This window comes from Pseudomonas sp. TSO6, from assembly GCF_056098905.1.
This window is the reverse complement of sequence record NZ_JBLZWV010000030.1, coordinates 106,902-122,204: the sequence shown is the minus strand read 5'-3', so window position 1 is coordinate 122,204 and position 15,303 is coordinate 106,902. Positions and strand designations below refer to the sequence as shown.

Genomic DNA, 15,303 nt, shown 5'->3' with positions numbered 1-15,303 from the left:
CATAAACCCTAGGGCCGCTACGCAGCCCTATCGCGACGCAAGGCCGCTCCCACAAGGCCGCATAACCTGCCCAAGGGGTTTGTCATGCTCGATCAATTGTCCTTGCTATCCTTCGCCAGCGGAGGCTGGGGCCAGGCGCTGCTGGCCGGCGCCCTGGTGACTGTTTCACTGGCACTGGCCTGCCTGCCCATCGGTCTGCCGCTGGGCCTGCTGGTAGCGCTGGCAGCGCGCTCGCGCAAGCGCCTGCCACGGGCCTGGGCCACCACCTTCTCTACGGTGTTCCGCGGCCTGCCCGAACTGCTGACACTGCTGATCATCTATTACGGCTGCCAGATAGCCGCGCAGAAAATCCTCGCGGCCATGGGCTATCAGGGTGAATTCCTGATCAACACCTTCCTCGCCGCGATGATCGCCTTCAGCCTGGTGTTCGCCGCGTTCTCAAGCGAGATCTGGCTGGCCGCCTTCAAGACCCTGCCCAAGGGCCAGCTGGAGGCCTGCTCGGCATTGGGCCTGAGCAAGCGCACCGCCTTCTTCAAGGTGCTGCTGCCACAACTGACCCGCATCGCCCTGCCCGGCCTGTCGAACAACTGGCTGTCGCTGCTCAAGGACACTTCGCTGGTGTCGACCATTTCGCTGGTCGACCTGATGCGCCAGACCAACCTGGCCGTCAGCGTGACCAAGGAGCCGATGTTCTTCTATGGCGTCGCCTGCCTGGGTTACCTGCTGTTCGCAGCGCTTTCCGGGCGCGTGTTCGCCTTCATCGAACGGCGCAGTAACCGCCACCTGCTAGGAGCACGGGCATGAGCTTTGAACAACTGCTGGCACTGGTGGTGGACCCCGACCTGCTGGAACGCTACGGCCCGCGCTTCCTCGACGGCCTGCTGGTAACCGCCAAACTGGTGGCCATTTCCTTCACCCTGGGCGCCGTACTCGGCCTGTTGCTAGCCCTGGCGCGCATGTCGCGCAGCCTGCTGCTGCAGCGCATGGCCGCCGGCTACGTGTACTTCTTCCGCGGCTCGCCGCTGCTGGCCCAGCTGTTCCTGCTGTACTACGGCCTGGGTTCGCTCAAGGGCTTCTGGCAGGACGTCGGCCTGTGGTGGTTTTTCCGCGAAGCGTGGTTCTGCACCTTGCTGGCCTTCACCCTGAACACCGCTGCCTACCAGGCGGAGATCTTCCGCGGCAGCCTGATGGCCGTTGCGCTGGGGCAGCATGAGGCGGCGCGGGCACTGAACCTGAAGCGCTCGACCACCTTTTTCAAGGTGATTCTGCCGCAGTCGTTGCTGGTGGCCATCGGCCCACTGGGCAACGAACTGATCCTGATGATCAAGGCCAGCGCAATTGCCTCGCTGGTGACCATCTACGACCTGATGGGCGTAACCAAACTGGCGTTCTCGCGCAGTTTCGACTTCCAGATCTACCTGTGGGCCGCCGTGCTCTACCTGGTGATCGTCGAACTGGTGCGGCGCCTGCTGAAACACCTGGAAGGCCGCCTGGGCCGCCACCTGAACTGACCGAAGGATACGTTCCATGCATTGCCAGACCCTTGTCCTCGGCGCCGGCATCGTCGGCGTCAGCACCGCCCTGCACCTGCAGGCCCGCGGGCGCCAGGTCGTCCTGATCGACCGCGATGAACCCGGCAGCGGCACCAGCCACGGCAACGCCGGGCTGATCGAGCGCTCCAGCGTCATCCCCTACGCATTCCCCCGGCAGTTCGGCGCATTGTTGCGCTACGGCCTGAACCGCCAGCCCGACGTGCGCTACAGCCTGGCGCACCTGCCCAAGGCCGCGCCGTGGCTGTGGCGCTACTGGCGCCAGTCGGCACCCGGGCGCCTGGCAGGGGCCGCCGCCGACATGCTGCCGCTGGTGCAGCGCTGCGTCGAAGAACACGACGCGCTGATCAAAGCCGCCGGCCTTGAAGGGCTGGTGCAGGCCAAAGGCTGGATCGAAGTGTTCCGCGACCCGGCCCTGTTCGAGCAGGCCAAGGCCGACGCCAAAGGCCTGAGCCGCTATGGCCTGCAATTTGAAATCCTCGAATGCGGGCAGTTGCAGGCCCGCGAGCATCAGCTGGACGCCACCGTGGTCGGCGGCATCCACTGGCTCGACCCCAAGACCGTGAACAACCCCGGCGCCCTCACCCGCGGCTATGCGGCGCTGTTCCAGCAGCGCGGCGGGCAGTTCCTGCATGGTGATGCGCGCAGCCTGCGCCAGGCCAACGGCAAATGGCGGGTAGAGAGCCGCCGTGGCACGATTACCGCCGACGAGGTGGTGGCCTGCCTCGGCCCGCAGTCGGCCGACCTGTTCAGCGGCCTGGGCTACCAGATTCCGCTGGCGATCAAGCGCGGCTACCACATGCACTACAGCACCCGTGACGGCGCAACGCTTGAGCATTCAATCTGCGACACCCAGGGCGGCTACGTGCTGGCGCCAATGGCGCGCGGTGTGCGCTTGACCACCGGCATCGAGTTCGACGCCAGCAGCGCGCCGGGCAACCAGATCCAGCTGGGCCGCTGCGAGGCCCTGGCGCGCAAGCTGTTCCCGGCCTTGGGTGAACGCCTGGACGACACCCCTTGGCTGGGCCGCCGCCCATGCCTGCCCGACATGCGCCCGGTCATCGGCCCGGCAGCCCGCCACCCGGGGCTGTGGTTCAACTTTGGCCACGCCCACCACGGCCTCACCCTGGGCCCGGTCAGCGGCCGGCTGGTGGCCGAGCTGATCACCGGCGAGCGCCCTTTCACCGACCCCGCGCCCTACAGCGCGACTCGTTTCGACTGAACCCACGCGGGAGAACAACAACATGACCGCACCACTGAGCCTTGCAAGCCTTGCCCCCGAGCCCGACCCACGCCCGGTGCTGATCCGCATCGAAGGCCTGAACAAGCACTACGGCGCTTTCCAGGTGCTACACAACATCGACCTGCAGGTGCGCGAAGGCGAACGCATCGTGCTGTGTGGGCCGTCCGGCTCGGGCAAGTCGACCTTGATCCGCTGCATCAACCGCCTGGAGGTGGCCCAGCAGGGCAACATCCAGGTGGACGGCATCGACCTGGCGGCCACTACCCGTGAAGCGGCGCAGGTGCGCAGCGACATCGGCATGGTGTTCCAGCATTTCAACCTGTTCCCGCACATGAGCGTGCTCGACAACTGCCTGCTGGCACCCACCAGCGTACGCGGGCTGTCGCGCAAGGACGCCGAAGAACGGGCGCGCATGTACCTGAGCAAGGTGGGTATCGAAAGCCAGGCACACAAGTACCCCAGCCAGCTGTCAGGCGGCCAGCAGCAGCGCGTGGCAATTGCCCGGGCACTGTGCATGAAGCCGCGCATAATGCTGTTTGACGAGCCTACCTCGGCGCTGGACCCGGAAATGGTCGCCGAGGTGCTGGATGTGCTGGTGCAGCTGGCCGGCACTGGCATGACCATGCTTTGTGTTACCCATGAAATGGGCTTTGCCCGGCAAGTGGCCGAGCGGGTGCTGTTCCTTGAGGGCGGGCAGATCATCGAAGACAGCCCGCCGCAGGTGTTCTTCAACCAGCCGCGTACCGAGCGCGCCAAGGCGTTCCTGGCGCAGATACTGCACTGAGCAAAATGTTTGATGCCTGTGCTGCCCCTATCGCCGGCAAGCCAGCTCCCACAGGATATCTGCAGCTTTCAAGGCCGATGCAGTACCTGTGGGAGCAAAATGTTTGATACCTGTGCTGGCCCTATCGCCGGCAAGCCAGCTCCCACAGGATATCTGCAGCTTTAAGGCCGATGCAGTACCTGTGGGAGCTGGCTTGCCGGCGATAGGGCCAGTAGCACAAACTCCAGCCCCCTTCATTGCACCGCTGCAAAGACCCAACTGCGTCGTTAAATATTATTGACCAACACCGCCGCCAAACCCACGCCGCCACAGGCCCGCATCGGTTTCAACCCCCAAAAACCGGTGCATTCCCCGCGTTAAAGCCCTCTTCCGTCGTTTGACATATCGAACGGCTCTGGCAAGCTATCTACAAGCCCCGACCGGAATCGTCGCCTCTGACGAGCCGGCAGTGCTCGGAGCTTCAGGCTGCACTCAGGGCCCCGCGCCGTGCACCTGCACAACAACGACAGGCTGAACCTGTCCCAAGGTGACATATGTCCAACAGCAACATTGGCAACAAGCAACCTTCCCTGCGCAAACCCATCGTCCTGATGACCATGGGCAGCCAAGAGCGCAAAGGCCATGACTATCAGGTCATGACCCACAAATACATCACCCCGCTGGTCGAATTCTCCGATTGCGTCCCGGTACTGGTGCCCACCTGCTGCGGCACCGAAGACCTCGACACCTATCTGGACATGGCCGACGGCGTTTACCTGACCGGCGCCGGCAGCAACATCGACCCGGCCCTGTACGGCCAGGAGAACGAAACCCCAGGCAAAGGCCAGGACCAGAACCGCGACCTGTTCGACATCCCGCTGGTGAAAGCAGCGATCAAGCGTGGCCTGCCGATTTTCGGCATCTGCCGTGGCATGCAGGAAATCAACGTGGCCCTGGGTGGCGACATCTACCAGAAGGTATACGCCGAGCCTGGTTTCAACGACCACCGGGAAAACCCGGAAGACCCGGTTGAAGTGCAGTACGCCCAGGTACATGGTGTGAAGATCAAGCCAGGTAGCTGGCTGCGTGACACCCTGGGTACCGACGAAATTCGCGTCAACTCGCTGCATGGCCAAGGCCTGCGCACGCTTGGCGCCGGCATCGAAGCCATCGCCCTGGCCGAAGACGGCCTGGTCGAGGCCATTCACGCCCCGAGCATTTCGCCCTTCCTGTTCGCTGTGCAGTGGCACCCGGAGTGGCAAGCTGCGAAGAACCCGGATTCGATCAAGATGTTCCAGGCTTTCGGCGATGCTTGCCGTGCCCAGGTACGCAAGGCGCAAATCAAGCGCCAGCACGCTGCCTGACCTTCAGTTTCCTCTGCTTTGATCGCGGGGCGGCGCAAGGCCGCCCTCGTTTCCCCGGTCACCCTCTGCTGGTCCCAGAACACTTCCCGTGGAATCGGGCGGCGGCCTAGTGCCTGTCTCCGCGATCGTTTTTTCCTTCCCCGCCAAGAGATACGATGACTGATTGCGAATAGTCTGACATTGGTGTCTTTTCCTTCCGTTATGGTTCGCCTGCACCGGCCTCTTCGCGGGTAAACCCGCTCCCACAATGATCTGCATAGCTCTCTGGACCGCTGCGCCGTGCCTGTGGGAGCGGGTTCACCCGCGAAGAGGCCAGCACAGGAAACAGATCCTCCTCCCTGCCCACTGCAAAAAATCTCGCAAAAAGGACTAGTCATCGCACAGGTTGTACGATAACTTACCTCCAACGCAAAACAACACCCTTCACCCAAGCGCCACAGGATGCCTACAACAATGAATCCACAAGAACTTAAATCCATCCTCTCTCACGGCCTGCTGTCATTCCCGGTCACCGACTTCAATGCCCAGGGCGATTTCCACCAGGCTGGCTACATCAAACGCCTGGAATGGTTGGCCCCGTATGGCGCCAGCGCTCTGTTCGCAGCCGGCGGCACCGGTGAGTTCTTCTCCCTGGCCGCCAGCGAATACAGCCAGGTGATCAAGACTGCCGTCGACACCTGCGCTACCTCGGTACCTATCCTCGCTGGCGTGGGCGGCTCCACCCGCCAGGCCATCGAATACGCACAGGAAGCCGAACGCCTGGGTGCAAAGGGCCTGCTGCTGCTGCCGCACTACCTGACCGAAGCCAGCCAGGACGGCGTCGCCGCCCACGTCGAAGCAGTGTGCAAATCGGTGAAGATCGGCGTGGTGGTGTACAACCGCAACGTCTGCCGCCTGAATGCCGACCTGCTGGAAAAACTGGCCGAGCGCTGCCCGAACCTGATCGGCTACAAGGATGGCCTGGGTGATATCGAGCTGATGGTGTCGATCCGTCGCCGCCTGGGCGACCGCTTCAGCTACCTGGGTGGCCTGCCGACCGCCGAAGTGTATGCTGCCGCCTACAAGGCCCTGGGCGTGCCGGTGTACTCCTCCGCCGTGTTCAACTTCGTGCCGAAGACCGCCATGGACTTCTACAACGCCATCGCCCGCGACGACCACGCAGCCGTGGCCAAGTTGATCGACGATTTCTTCCTGCCGTACCTGGACATCCGCAACCGCAAGGCCGGCTACGCCGTGAGCATCGTCAAGGCCGGTGCCAAGATTGCCGGTTACGACGCCGGCCCGGTGCGCACCCCGCTGACCGACCTCACCGCAGAAGAGTACGAGATGCTCGCCGCGCTGATGGACAAGATGGGCCCGCAGTAAGCGTCGCCCGCGGCCTGCCAAGTGCCGCGCCCGGAGTGGGCCAGCCCCACTCCGGTTACAATTCGTGAGCCCGCACAAAAATAACTAGTGGGAGTATTGCCAGCATGCAAGCGACTAAGAAGACGCATGTGCGCTACCTGATCCTGTTCATGCTGTTCCTGGTGACCACGATCAACTATGCCGACCGCGCCACCATTGCCATCGCAGGTTCCAGCCTGCAGAAAGACCTCGGCATTGACGCCGTTACCCTCGGTTATATCTTCTCCGCCTTTGGATGGGCTTACGTGGCTGGCCAGATTCCTGGTGGCTGGTTGCTCGATCGTTTCGGTTCCAAAAACGTCTACGCCTTCAGCATCTTCACCTGGTCGCTGTTCACCCTGCTGCAGGGTTTTGTCGGTGGCCTGCCGGTTGCCTGGGCCGTGGTCACCCTCTTCACCCTGCGCTTTCTGGTCGGTTTCGCCGAAGCCCCGTCGTTCCCGGGCAACGCGCGCATCGTCGCCGCCTGGTTCCCGACTCAGGAGCGCGGCACTGCCTCAGCCATCTTCAACTCCGCGCAGTACTTCGCCACGGCGCTGTTCGCCCCGATCATGGGCTGGATCGTATTCAGCTTCGGTTGGGAGCACGTATTCGTGGTCATGGGTGCACTGGGCATCGTGTTCTCCATGGTGTGGCTGAAAACCATCCACAACCCGCGCCAACACCCACGCATCAGCCAAAGCGAGCTTGAACACATCGAGCAGAACGGCGGCCTGGTGGACATGGACCAGAAGCGCGGCAACGCTGGCCCGAAATGGGGCTACATCAAGCAACTGCTCACCAGCCGCATGCTGCTGGGCGTGTACCTGGGCCAGTACTGCATCAACGCCATCACCTACTTCTTCCTCACCTGGTTCCCCGTGTACCTTGTGCAGGAACGGGGCATGACCATCCTCAAGGCCGGCTTTATCGCCTCGCTGCCGGCGGTCTGCGGTTTCATTGGTGGCGTGCTGGGTGGCGTGATCTCCGACTGGCTGCTGCGCCGTGGCAACTCGCTGACGTTCTCGCGCAAACTGCCGATCGTGTGCGGCCTGCTGCTGTCGACCACCATGGTGTTCTGCAACTATGTCGATGCCGAGTGGATGGTGGTTGGCTTCATGACCCTGGCGTTCTTCGGCAAAGGCATTGGCGCGCTGGGCTGGGCGGTGGTGGCCGACACCTCGCCCAAGCAGATCGCCGGGCTGTCCGGTGGCCTGTTCAACACCTTCGGCAACATCGCCTCGATCACCACCCCTATCGTGATCGGCTACATCATCAGCGCCACCGGCTCGTTCAAGTGGGCGCTGGTGTACGTGGGTGCCAACGCCCTGGTAGCGGTGTTCAGCTACCTGGTGATCGTCGGCCCGATCAAGCGTATCGAGCTGCGCGAAGATGCCCCAAAGCCACAGGCTGAGCCTGCCGCCAACGGCGAACTGGCCAGCTCGCGTCACTGAGTGAACACGCCCGCACCGGGGCAACCGGTGCGGGCGGATGTACAAAAAAGCCTGAGAACCTGACAAGTAGGGCCCAAACATGCAGTTGATCGAACATTCCGACTCGCCCCGCTACGTCCGCCTGCACCACGACGATAACGTCGTGGTGGTGGTCAACGACGGCGGCCTGGGCGAAGGCGCCCGCTTTGCCGACGGCCTGACCCTTGTCGAAGGCGTGCCTCAAAGCCACAAGGTGGCCACCGTGGCCATCGCCAAGGGCGAGCCCGTGCGCCGCTACGGGCAAATCATCGGCTACGCGCTGGAAGACCTGCGCCAAGGCAGCTGGGTGCAGGAAAGCCAGCTGGCCATGCCGGCCGCGCCCGAGCTGGACAGCCTGCCGCGCTGCGACGCCGTCCCACAACCGCTGCCGCCGCTCGAAGGCTTCACGTTCGAAGGCTACCGCAACGCCGACGGCACCGTCGGCACCCGCAACATCCTTGGTATCACCACCACCGTGCAGTGCGTGACCGGCGTGCTGGAGCATGCGGTCAAGCGCATTCGCAGCGAACTGCTGCCCAAGTACCCCAACGTCGATGACGTGGTGGCCATCACCCACAGTTATGGCTGTGGCGTGGCCATCAACGCCCGCGATGCCTACATTCCGATCCGCACCGTGCGCAACCTGGCGCGCAACCCCAACCTGGGTGGCGAGGCGCTGGTCATCAGCCTCGGCTGTGAAAAGCTGCAAGCCGGCCAGGTGATGCACGACAACGACCCTTCGGTAGACCTGAGCGAGCCGTGGCTGTACCGCCTGCAGGATGCCAGCCTGGGCTTTGTGGAAATGATCGAACAGATCATGGAACTGGCCGAAACCCGCCTGAAGAAGCTCGACCAGCGCCGCCGCGAAACCGTACCGGCCAGCGAATTGATCCTTGGCATGCAATGCGGTGGCAGCGATGCGTTCTCGGGCATCACCGCCAACCCGGCGCTGGGGTACGCAGCCGACTTGCTGGTACGCGCCGGCGCCACCGTGCTGTTCTCGGAAGTGACCGAGGTGCGCGACGCCATCTACATGCTGACCTCGCGCGCCGAAAACCAGGAGGTGGCCGGTGCCTTGATACGCGAAATGGACTGGTACGACCGCTACCTGCAGCAAGGCGCCGCCGACCGCAGCGCCAACACGACGCCGGGCAACAAGAAAGGCGGCCTGTCCAATATCGTCGAGAAGTCGCTGGGGTCGATCGTCAAGTCCGGCAGCGGCGCCATCCAGGGCGTGCTTGGCCCGGGCGAGCGGGTAATGCGCAAAGGCCTGATCTTCTGCGCCACCCCGGCCAGCGACTTTGTCTGCGGCACCCTACAACTGGCCGCCGGCATGAACCTGCATGTGTTCACCACGGGCCGAGGCACGCCCTACGGGCTGGCCATGGCGCCGGTGGTGAAGGTGTGCACGCGCAGCGAACTGGCCCAGCGTTGGCCCGACCTGATCGACATCGACGCCGGGCGCATCGCCACAGGCCGTTCGAGCATCGAAGAGCTGGGCTGGGAACTGTTCCATTACTACCTGGACGTGGCCAGCGGCCGCAAGCAGACCTGGGCCGAACAGCACCGGCTGCACAACGACATCACCCTGTTCAACCCGGCACCGATTACCTGATGCCGAGGATTCACTCTTTTTCCCGGTATTTCGCGTCCCCTGTAGGAGCGGGTTTACCCGCGAACACCGGCAAGGCCGGTGCCATACACCGCGTTGGATTCTTCGCGGGTAAACCCGCTCCCACAGCCCATGCGACTACCCCCCAGATTTTTTTCAGCCAACAGGAGCACCCCAATGCCTGAAATCCTCGGCCACAACTTCATCGCCGGCCAGCGCAGCGCCGCTGGCCCACAGCGTCTGCAGAGCCTGGACGCCAGCACTGGCGAAGCCCTGCCCTACAGCTTTGCTCAAGCCAGCGAAGCCGAAGTAGACCAGGCCGCCAAGGCCGCCGCTGCGGCCTTCGCTGAGTTCCGCCAACTGGCCCCGGCCCGCCGCGCCGAATTCCTCGACGCCATCGCCGCCGAACTGGACGAACTGGACGATGCCTTCGTCGCCATCGTCTGCCGCGAGACCGCCTTGCCCGCTGCCCGCATCCAAGGCGAGCGTGGCCGCACCAGCGGCCAGATGCGCCTGTTCGCTCAGGTGCTGCGCCGTGGTGACTTCCTCGGTGCCCGTATCGATCTGGCCTTGCCCGAGCGCCAGCCGCTCCCGCGTGTGGACCTGCGCCAGATGCGCATTGGCGTCGGCCCGGTCGCCGTGTTCGGCGCCAGCAACTTCCCGCTGGCCTTCTCTACCGCCGGTGGCGACACCGCTGCTGCACTGGCCGCTGGCTGCCCGGTAGTGTTCAAGGCGCACAGCGGCCACATGGCCACCGCCGACCTGGTGGGATGCGCCATCGTGCGCGCCGCCGAGCGCACCGGCATGCCCAAGGGCGTGTTCAACATGGTGTTCGGTGGTGGTGTGGGCGAATGGCTGGTCAAGCACCCGGCCATCCAGGCCGTCGGTTTCACCGGCTCGCTCAAAGGCGGCGACGCCCTGTGCCGCATGGCAGCCGAACGCCCGCAGCCGATCCCAGTGTTCGCCGAGATGTCCAGCATCAACCCGGTCATCATCCTGCCAGCCGCCCTGGCCAAACGTGGCGAGGCCATTGCCCGCGAACTGGCCGGTTCGGTATGCATGGGCGCCGGACAGTTCTGCACCAACCCGGGGTTGGTGATCGGCCTGCAATCGCTACAGTACAGCCAGCTACTGGCCGACCTTGGCCAGCACCTGGACCAGCAGGCCGGGCAAACCATGCTCAACGCGGGTGGCCTGCGCAGCTACGTTGGCGGCCTTGAGCACCTGCAGGCCCATACCGGTATCGAGCACCTGGCCGGCCAGGCGCAGGAAGGCAGCCAGGCCCGCGCCCAACTGTTCAAGGCCGATGCCCGCCTGCTGGTCGAGTCTGACCCGCTGTTGCAGGAAGAAGTGTTCGGCCCTACCACCGTCGCCGTAGAAGTGCAGAACGACGAACAACTGCGCGCCGCCCTGCTCGGCCTGCGTGGCCAACTGACCGCTACCCTGATCGGCGAAGCGGAAGATTTCGAGGCGTACGCCTGGCTGGTGCCGCTGCTGGAGGAGAAGGTCGGGCGCATCCTGATCAATGGCTACCCGACCGGTGTCGAAGTATGTGATGCCATGGTCCACGGCGGGCCTTACCCTGCGACCTCGGACGCCCGCGGTACCTCGGTGGGTACCTTGGCCATCGACCGCTTCCTGCGCCCGGTGTGCTACCAGAACTACCCGCAGGCCCTGCTGCCTGAGGCGCTGCGCGATGGCAACCCGCTGGGGCTGCGCCGACTGGTGAACGGGCAATGGAGTGATGAGGCGATCTGATCGGGCGCCTGAAATAAGAAAGCCCCGCACATTGCGGGGCTTTTCTTTTGGCTGTGCCGGCCTCTCCGCGGGTAAACCCGCTCCCACAGGGTTTGCACAATTTTCAGGCATTGTGGTGATTCTGTGGGAGCGGGCGTGCCCGCGAAGAGGCCGGTATAGGTCACAAATGCCTCAGACCCCTTGCGCCTCAGCCTCTTCATGTACCTGACGCAAGCGCTCCCGGCTATTGCTCAGGTGCATGCGCATGGCCATCTTTGCCCCTTCGCTGTCACGCCGGGCGATTGCTTCATAAATCGCCTCGTGCTCATGCATCAACCGGCTCATGTAATGCGCCTGGTCATCACGGGCCAGCCGCGCCGAATTCACCCGGGTACGCGGGATGATGCTGGTGCCCAAGTGGTTGATGATGTCGGCGAAGTAGTGGTTGCCGCTGGCCTGGGCAATGCGCAGGTGGAACTGGAAGTCCGCTGACACCGCATCATTGGCATGGGCCGCCCCTTCGTTGAGTTCGTCCAGCGCCGCACGCATGCCCGCCAGCTCTTCATCGCTGCGCCGCTGCGCCGCCAAGCCCGCCGATTCGATCTCCAGGGCAATACGCAACTCCAGCACCGCCAGCACTTCACGCAGGGTGACCACAGTCGCCGGGTCGATGCGAAAGCCCCCCGACGCTGGCGCGTCCAGCACGAACGTGCCGATGCCATGGCGGGTCTCGACCTGCCCGGCGGCCTGCAGCCGCGAGATTGCCTCACGCACCACGGTGCGGCTGACGCCCTCTTCGACCATGATCTGCGATTCGGTCGGCAGCTTGTCGCCACGCTTGAGCTGACCACTGCGAATGCGTTCGGTCAGCACTGTGACCAGTTCCTGGGCCAGACTACGCGGCTTGCGCCGGGTCCTTGCCTGTACCTGTTGCTCTGTCATTGCCCTGTATTTCACCTAGAAAGACAGCGCTCATCATAGCGCAAGCAGTTGTACGATCACATACACCCGGTGCGGTATTTCTTGCTCTTCCTCCCAAGCCACACCTATGAAAAAGCCGGCCCAACTGCTGGCCCAGAGGCCACGCAAGCCTGTACTGTGCGCCTTTGCGCTCACTCATCCATGGAAGGAAAATGCCGCATGAAACCCCTCGACCGCCTATTGCTCGCCAGCGGCTTGCTGATACCCCTCTGGTTGCTGGCAGGTGTTTGGCTCACCGCCCAGGCTTACCCCGGCTATGACCACCTGCAACAAGCCATGAGCCAGCTCGGGGCCGTGGGCGCGCCGACCCACAGCTGGTCGCCACTGGTAAACAACTTCCCACTGGCCGCGCTGTTCGCGCTGTTTGCCTGGGGCCTGGTGCGGCGCTGGCGTGGTTCGAAACTGGCAATGCTGAGTGCTGCCCTGGTGCTTCTGCATGGCGTCGGCAGCCTGGGCACCGGCTGGTTCCCCTGTGACCAAGGTTGTGCACCAGCGCAGCCGTCCACCTCACAGCAACTGCATAACCTGTCCGGCCTGCTGATGTTCCTCTCGCTGACCCTGGCCAGTGCCCTGTGGGCGTGGCTAGGCAATCGCATTGCCGGCTCGCGGGCCTTTGCGCTGTTTTCCCTGGCCTGTGTGTTACTGGCGATCATTACCGTCGCGCTGATGGGCCAGGCAGCGCAAAACGGCCAGTTATTCGGCCTGTATCAACGCCTGAACTATGGTGTGTCGGTCATCTGGGTTGCCAGCCTGGCCTGGGCAAGCCTACGCACACCAGCGGACAGCCCGCTGCGCATGGCGGTGATCTGACGGCAAATTGCTGGCCCCCGGCATCGGAAAGCGAAGGCAAACTCCGTTCTTCTTCAGATGCTTAGGACAGCAATATGCGAGTATTTCTAGCAACGATGGCCGGTTGCTTGCTGGCCACGCTGGCTTTCGGCGCCCAGGCCCGGGCGCTGAGCCAGAATGATCGCCACACCTGCGGCTGGGGTGCGCAGATAGCGGCCGAGGCCCAGCAGGCCAAGCTTTCCGGGGTGACCCTGTATGCTACGCGCAAGAAGCTGCAGGTACGCAAATTCCCCAAACCCTGGATGCGCATGACCGCCTTCGGTATTACCGAGCAGACTTACAACAGCCGCTCGCGGTTGAAGCCTGCAGCGATCAAGCAAACTTATTATGAGCAGTGTGTTCAGCATGCGGTAGCCAAACGATAATCTATTATTTATCAGACAGTTATGCGTTAAATCTGCAGAAGAGCATCAAGACCGCCACGGTGCCCCGGCCTGGAAGCGGTCTTCCAGCCAGGCCTTGAAGGCGCCCAGGGCCGCAGTGTTTAGCCGAGCGGTCGGGCGTACCAGGTAAATGCCCGCTGCCACATCCAGCTGCCATTGCGGCAGCACCCGTACCAGGCGGCCGCTGGCCAGGTCCTCACCCATCAGCCAGTCACCGCCGGCAAGAATGCCCACGCCACGCCGCGCCGCCTCCAGCAATGCCTCATTGTCGTTGCTGCGCAGGCTGCCTGCGACCTTCACATTCACCTGCCGCTCACCGCTCATCAGGCGCCATTCAGGAAATGAACGTAAGCCACTGAAACACAAGCAATTATGATCATTCAATTGTTCAGGCTGTACCGGTACACCATGCCGAGCGAGGTATTCAGGCGACGCACACAGGATGCGCCAGTGATCGCACAGTTTCCTGGCCACCAGGCGATTGTCCACCAGCTCGCCAATGCGGATGGCGGCATCGAAGCCCTCGCCGATCAGGTCGACGAAACGGTCGGCATACTCGGCCTCCACCGTCACCTGCGGATAGGCCAGCACGAAGTCCGCTAGCATCCCACTCAACCAGCGCCGCCCCATGGCCGCCGGCAATGCCAGGCGCAAGCGCCCGCGTACCGTTGCCGCACCCTCGGCAGCTTCCTGTTCCGCCTCGGCGATCAGCCGGTTGGCCTCGCGTACCTTGGCCACCAGCCGCTCGCCTTCATCGGTAAAACGCAGCTGCCGCGTGCTGCGCTCCACCAGGCGAATGCCCAACCGCGCCTCCAGCGCACTCAGGCGCTTCGACAGCACCGTGGGGTGGCGCTCCAGCCGCCGCCCGGCAGCGGCAAACGAGCCCTGCTCGTGGAGGGCCAGCAAGGTGGCAAGTTCATCGGTGCGGCGACTGGCGAAGGCATCCATGGCTAGGCTCGGTGGCAGGATTCGGGCATCAGGCAGTAAGGACCAGCGCGCCCTCCGACAGCCCTTGTTCCAGGTCCCGATGGGCCCTGGCCACTTTGGCCAGCGGGTAGCGACGCCAGACCCGAGGCTGGATGATACCCTCGGCGACGGCTGCCAGCACATCGGCGGCGCGCTGCTGGTACTCCTCTACCGTGCGGGTATGTGCCGCCAGTGACGGCCGGGTCAGGTACAGCGAGCCCTTGGCATTGAGCGTGGCCACCTCGATCGTCGCCGGCGCACCGGAAGCGCCCCCGAACGACACCAGCAGGCCCCGCACCCGCAGGCTGTCCAGCGAAGCTTCCAGCGACACCTTGCCGACACAGTCATAGGCCACATCCACGCCCTGCCCCTGGGTCAGCTTGCGCACATCGCTGGCCAGCGTTGCCGCGTCGAACACCAGCACATGGTGGCAACCGGCCGCCTGGGCCCTGGCCACACTTTGCGGGCGTGATACCACGCCGATCACCGTCGCCCCGAGATGCCGCGCCCAAGGCGCCATCAGCTGGCCCAGGGCACCGGCGGCGCCGTACAACAGCACTTGGGTACCCGGGCCCACAGCGTAGGTGGTTTTCAGCAAGTACTGCGCCGTGATGCCTTTGAACAGCACCGCTGCTGCGGCCTCGTCCTGCAGCTGCGGCGGCAGCTTGACCAGCCGTTCGGCCGGGAACAACCGGCCGCTGGCATAGGCACCGACCGGCCCCATGGCATAAGCGACCCGGTCCCCCACCTGCACGTTGTGTATCCCATCACCGACGGCAGTGACCTGCCCGGCGCCTTCCAGCCCCAGACCGGAAGGCAAGGCCAGAGGTGCACCGCCCTTGCGCTGCAACAGGTCCAGCGGGTTCACGCCCATGGCTGTCTGCTCCAGCCAGACCTGGCCGGGCCCTGGGGGTTGTGCTTGCACGTGTTCAGGCTGCATGACGTCGACACTGCCGGTGCAGTTGAGAGTGATACGGATAGCCATGTTCGAATCCTGCTGGTG

At 63.9% G+C, this 15,303-nt stretch carries 14 protein-coding genes; 11 read left to right on the top strand and 3 right to left on the bottom strand.

Annotated features, from left to right (window positions below; genetic code table 11):
* Positions 1-84: 84 nt before the first annotated feature.
* The 9 genes from ACN6NG_RS12200 (at position 85) to ACN6NG_RS12160 (ending at position 11,142) form a co-directional block, all read left to right on the top strand.
* Positions 85-804: an ABC transporter permease gene (locus ACN6NG_RS12200; protein ID WP_049275942.1), complete on the top strand. Its 720-nt coding sequence runs from the start codon at positions 85-87 to the stop codon at positions 802-804.
* The gene (locus ACN6NG_RS12195) at positions 801-1,511 is read left to right on the top strand and encodes an ABC transporter permease (RefSeq protein WP_197899557.1); all 711 of its coding nucleotides are present in this window, start codon (positions 801-803) and stop codon (positions 1,509-1,511) included. Before ACN6NG_RS12200 ends, ACN6NG_RS12195 begins: the two co-directional genes overlap by 4 nt.
* Before the next feature lie 16 nt (positions 1,512-1,527).
* On the top strand, positions 1,528-2,772 hold the full coding sequence (locus tag ACN6NG_RS12190) for an NAD(P)/FAD-dependent oxidoreductase (RefSeq protein ID WP_474314128.1): 1,245 nt from the start codon (positions 1,528-1,530) through the stop codon (positions 2,770-2,772).
* A gap of 22 nt (positions 2,773-2,794) precedes the next feature.
* Positions 2,795-3,577 (top strand): amino acid ABC transporter ATP-binding protein, encoded by a 783-nt coding sequence (locus ACN6NG_RS12185; RefSeq protein WP_063424647.1) that lies wholly within the window; start codon positions 2,795-2,797, stop codon positions 3,575-3,577.
* A 533-nt stretch (positions 3,578-4,110) separates the two neighbouring features.
* Positions 4,111-4,920, top strand: a complete 810-nt coding sequence (locus ACN6NG_RS12180; protein WP_474314125.1) for a gamma-glutamyl-gamma-aminobutyrate hydrolase family protein — start codon at positions 4,111-4,113, stop codon at positions 4,918-4,920.
* A 453-nt stretch (positions 4,921-5,373) separates the two neighbouring features.
* On the top strand, positions 5,374-6,285 hold the full coding sequence (gene kdgD, locus ACN6NG_RS12175; protein ID WP_016499309.1) for a 5-dehydro-4-deoxyglucarate dehydratase: 912 nt from the start codon (positions 5,374-5,376) through the stop codon (positions 6,283-6,285).
* A gap of 104 nt (positions 6,286-6,389) precedes the next feature.
* On the top strand, positions 6,390-7,754 hold the full coding sequence (locus tag ACN6NG_RS12170; RefSeq protein WP_016499308.1) for an MFS transporter: 1,365 nt from the start codon (positions 6,390-6,392) through the stop codon (positions 7,752-7,754).
* A gap of 79 nt (positions 7,755-7,833) precedes the next feature.
* Entirely contained in the window at positions 7,834-9,387 is a 1,554-nt protein-coding gene (garD, locus tag ACN6NG_RS12165) for a galactarate dehydratase (protein WP_016499307.1), read from the top strand.
* Between the two features lie 174 nt (positions 9,388-9,561).
* Positions 9,562-11,142 carry an aldehyde dehydrogenase (NADP(+)) gene (locus ACN6NG_RS12160; RefSeq protein WP_474314123.1) on the top strand — a complete coding sequence of 527 codons (1,581 nt, stop codon included), beginning with the start codon at positions 9,562-9,564 and terminating at the stop codon, positions 11,140-11,142.
* Between the two features lie 171 nt (positions 11,143-11,313).
* Here the strand turns inward: ACN6NG_RS12160 and ACN6NG_RS12155 are convergent, their stop codons facing one another.
* Positions 11,314-12,063, bottom strand: a complete 750-nt coding sequence (locus ACN6NG_RS12155; protein WP_016499305.1) for a FadR/GntR family transcriptional regulator — start codon at positions 12,061-12,063, stop codon at positions 11,314-11,316.
* Positions 12,064-12,261: 198 nt separating this feature from the next.
* On the opposite strand from ACN6NG_RS12155, the gene ACN6NG_RS12150 reads away from it, so the two are divergent.
* Positions 12,262-12,912, top strand: coding sequence for a DUF998 domain-containing protein (locus ACN6NG_RS12150; protein WP_474314122.1), 651 nt, complete (start codon positions 12,262-12,264; stop codon positions 12,910-12,912).
* A 74-nt stretch (positions 12,913-12,986) separates the two neighbouring features.
* Entirely contained in the window at positions 12,987-13,316 is a 330-nt protein-coding gene (locus ACN6NG_RS12145) for a hypothetical protein (protein ID WP_016499303.1), read from the top strand.
* A 45-nt stretch (positions 13,317-13,361) separates the two neighbouring features.
* Here the strand turns inward: ACN6NG_RS12145 and ACN6NG_RS12140 are convergent, their stop codons facing one another.
* Together ACN6NG_RS12140 and ACN6NG_RS12135 are read right to left on the bottom strand one after the other, a co-directional pair.
* Positions 13,362-14,282 carry a LysR family transcriptional regulator gene (locus ACN6NG_RS12140; protein ID WP_197898711.1) on the bottom strand — a complete coding sequence of 307 codons (921 nt, stop codon included), beginning with the start codon at positions 14,280-14,282 and terminating at the stop codon, positions 13,362-13,364.
* A gap of 28 nt (positions 14,283-14,310) precedes the next feature.
* On the bottom strand, positions 14,311-15,285 hold the full coding sequence (locus tag ACN6NG_RS12135) for a quinone oxidoreductase family protein (RefSeq protein WP_474314119.1): 975 nt from the start codon (positions 15,283-15,285) through the stop codon (positions 14,311-14,313).
* Positions 15,286-15,303: the final 18 nt, after the last annotated feature.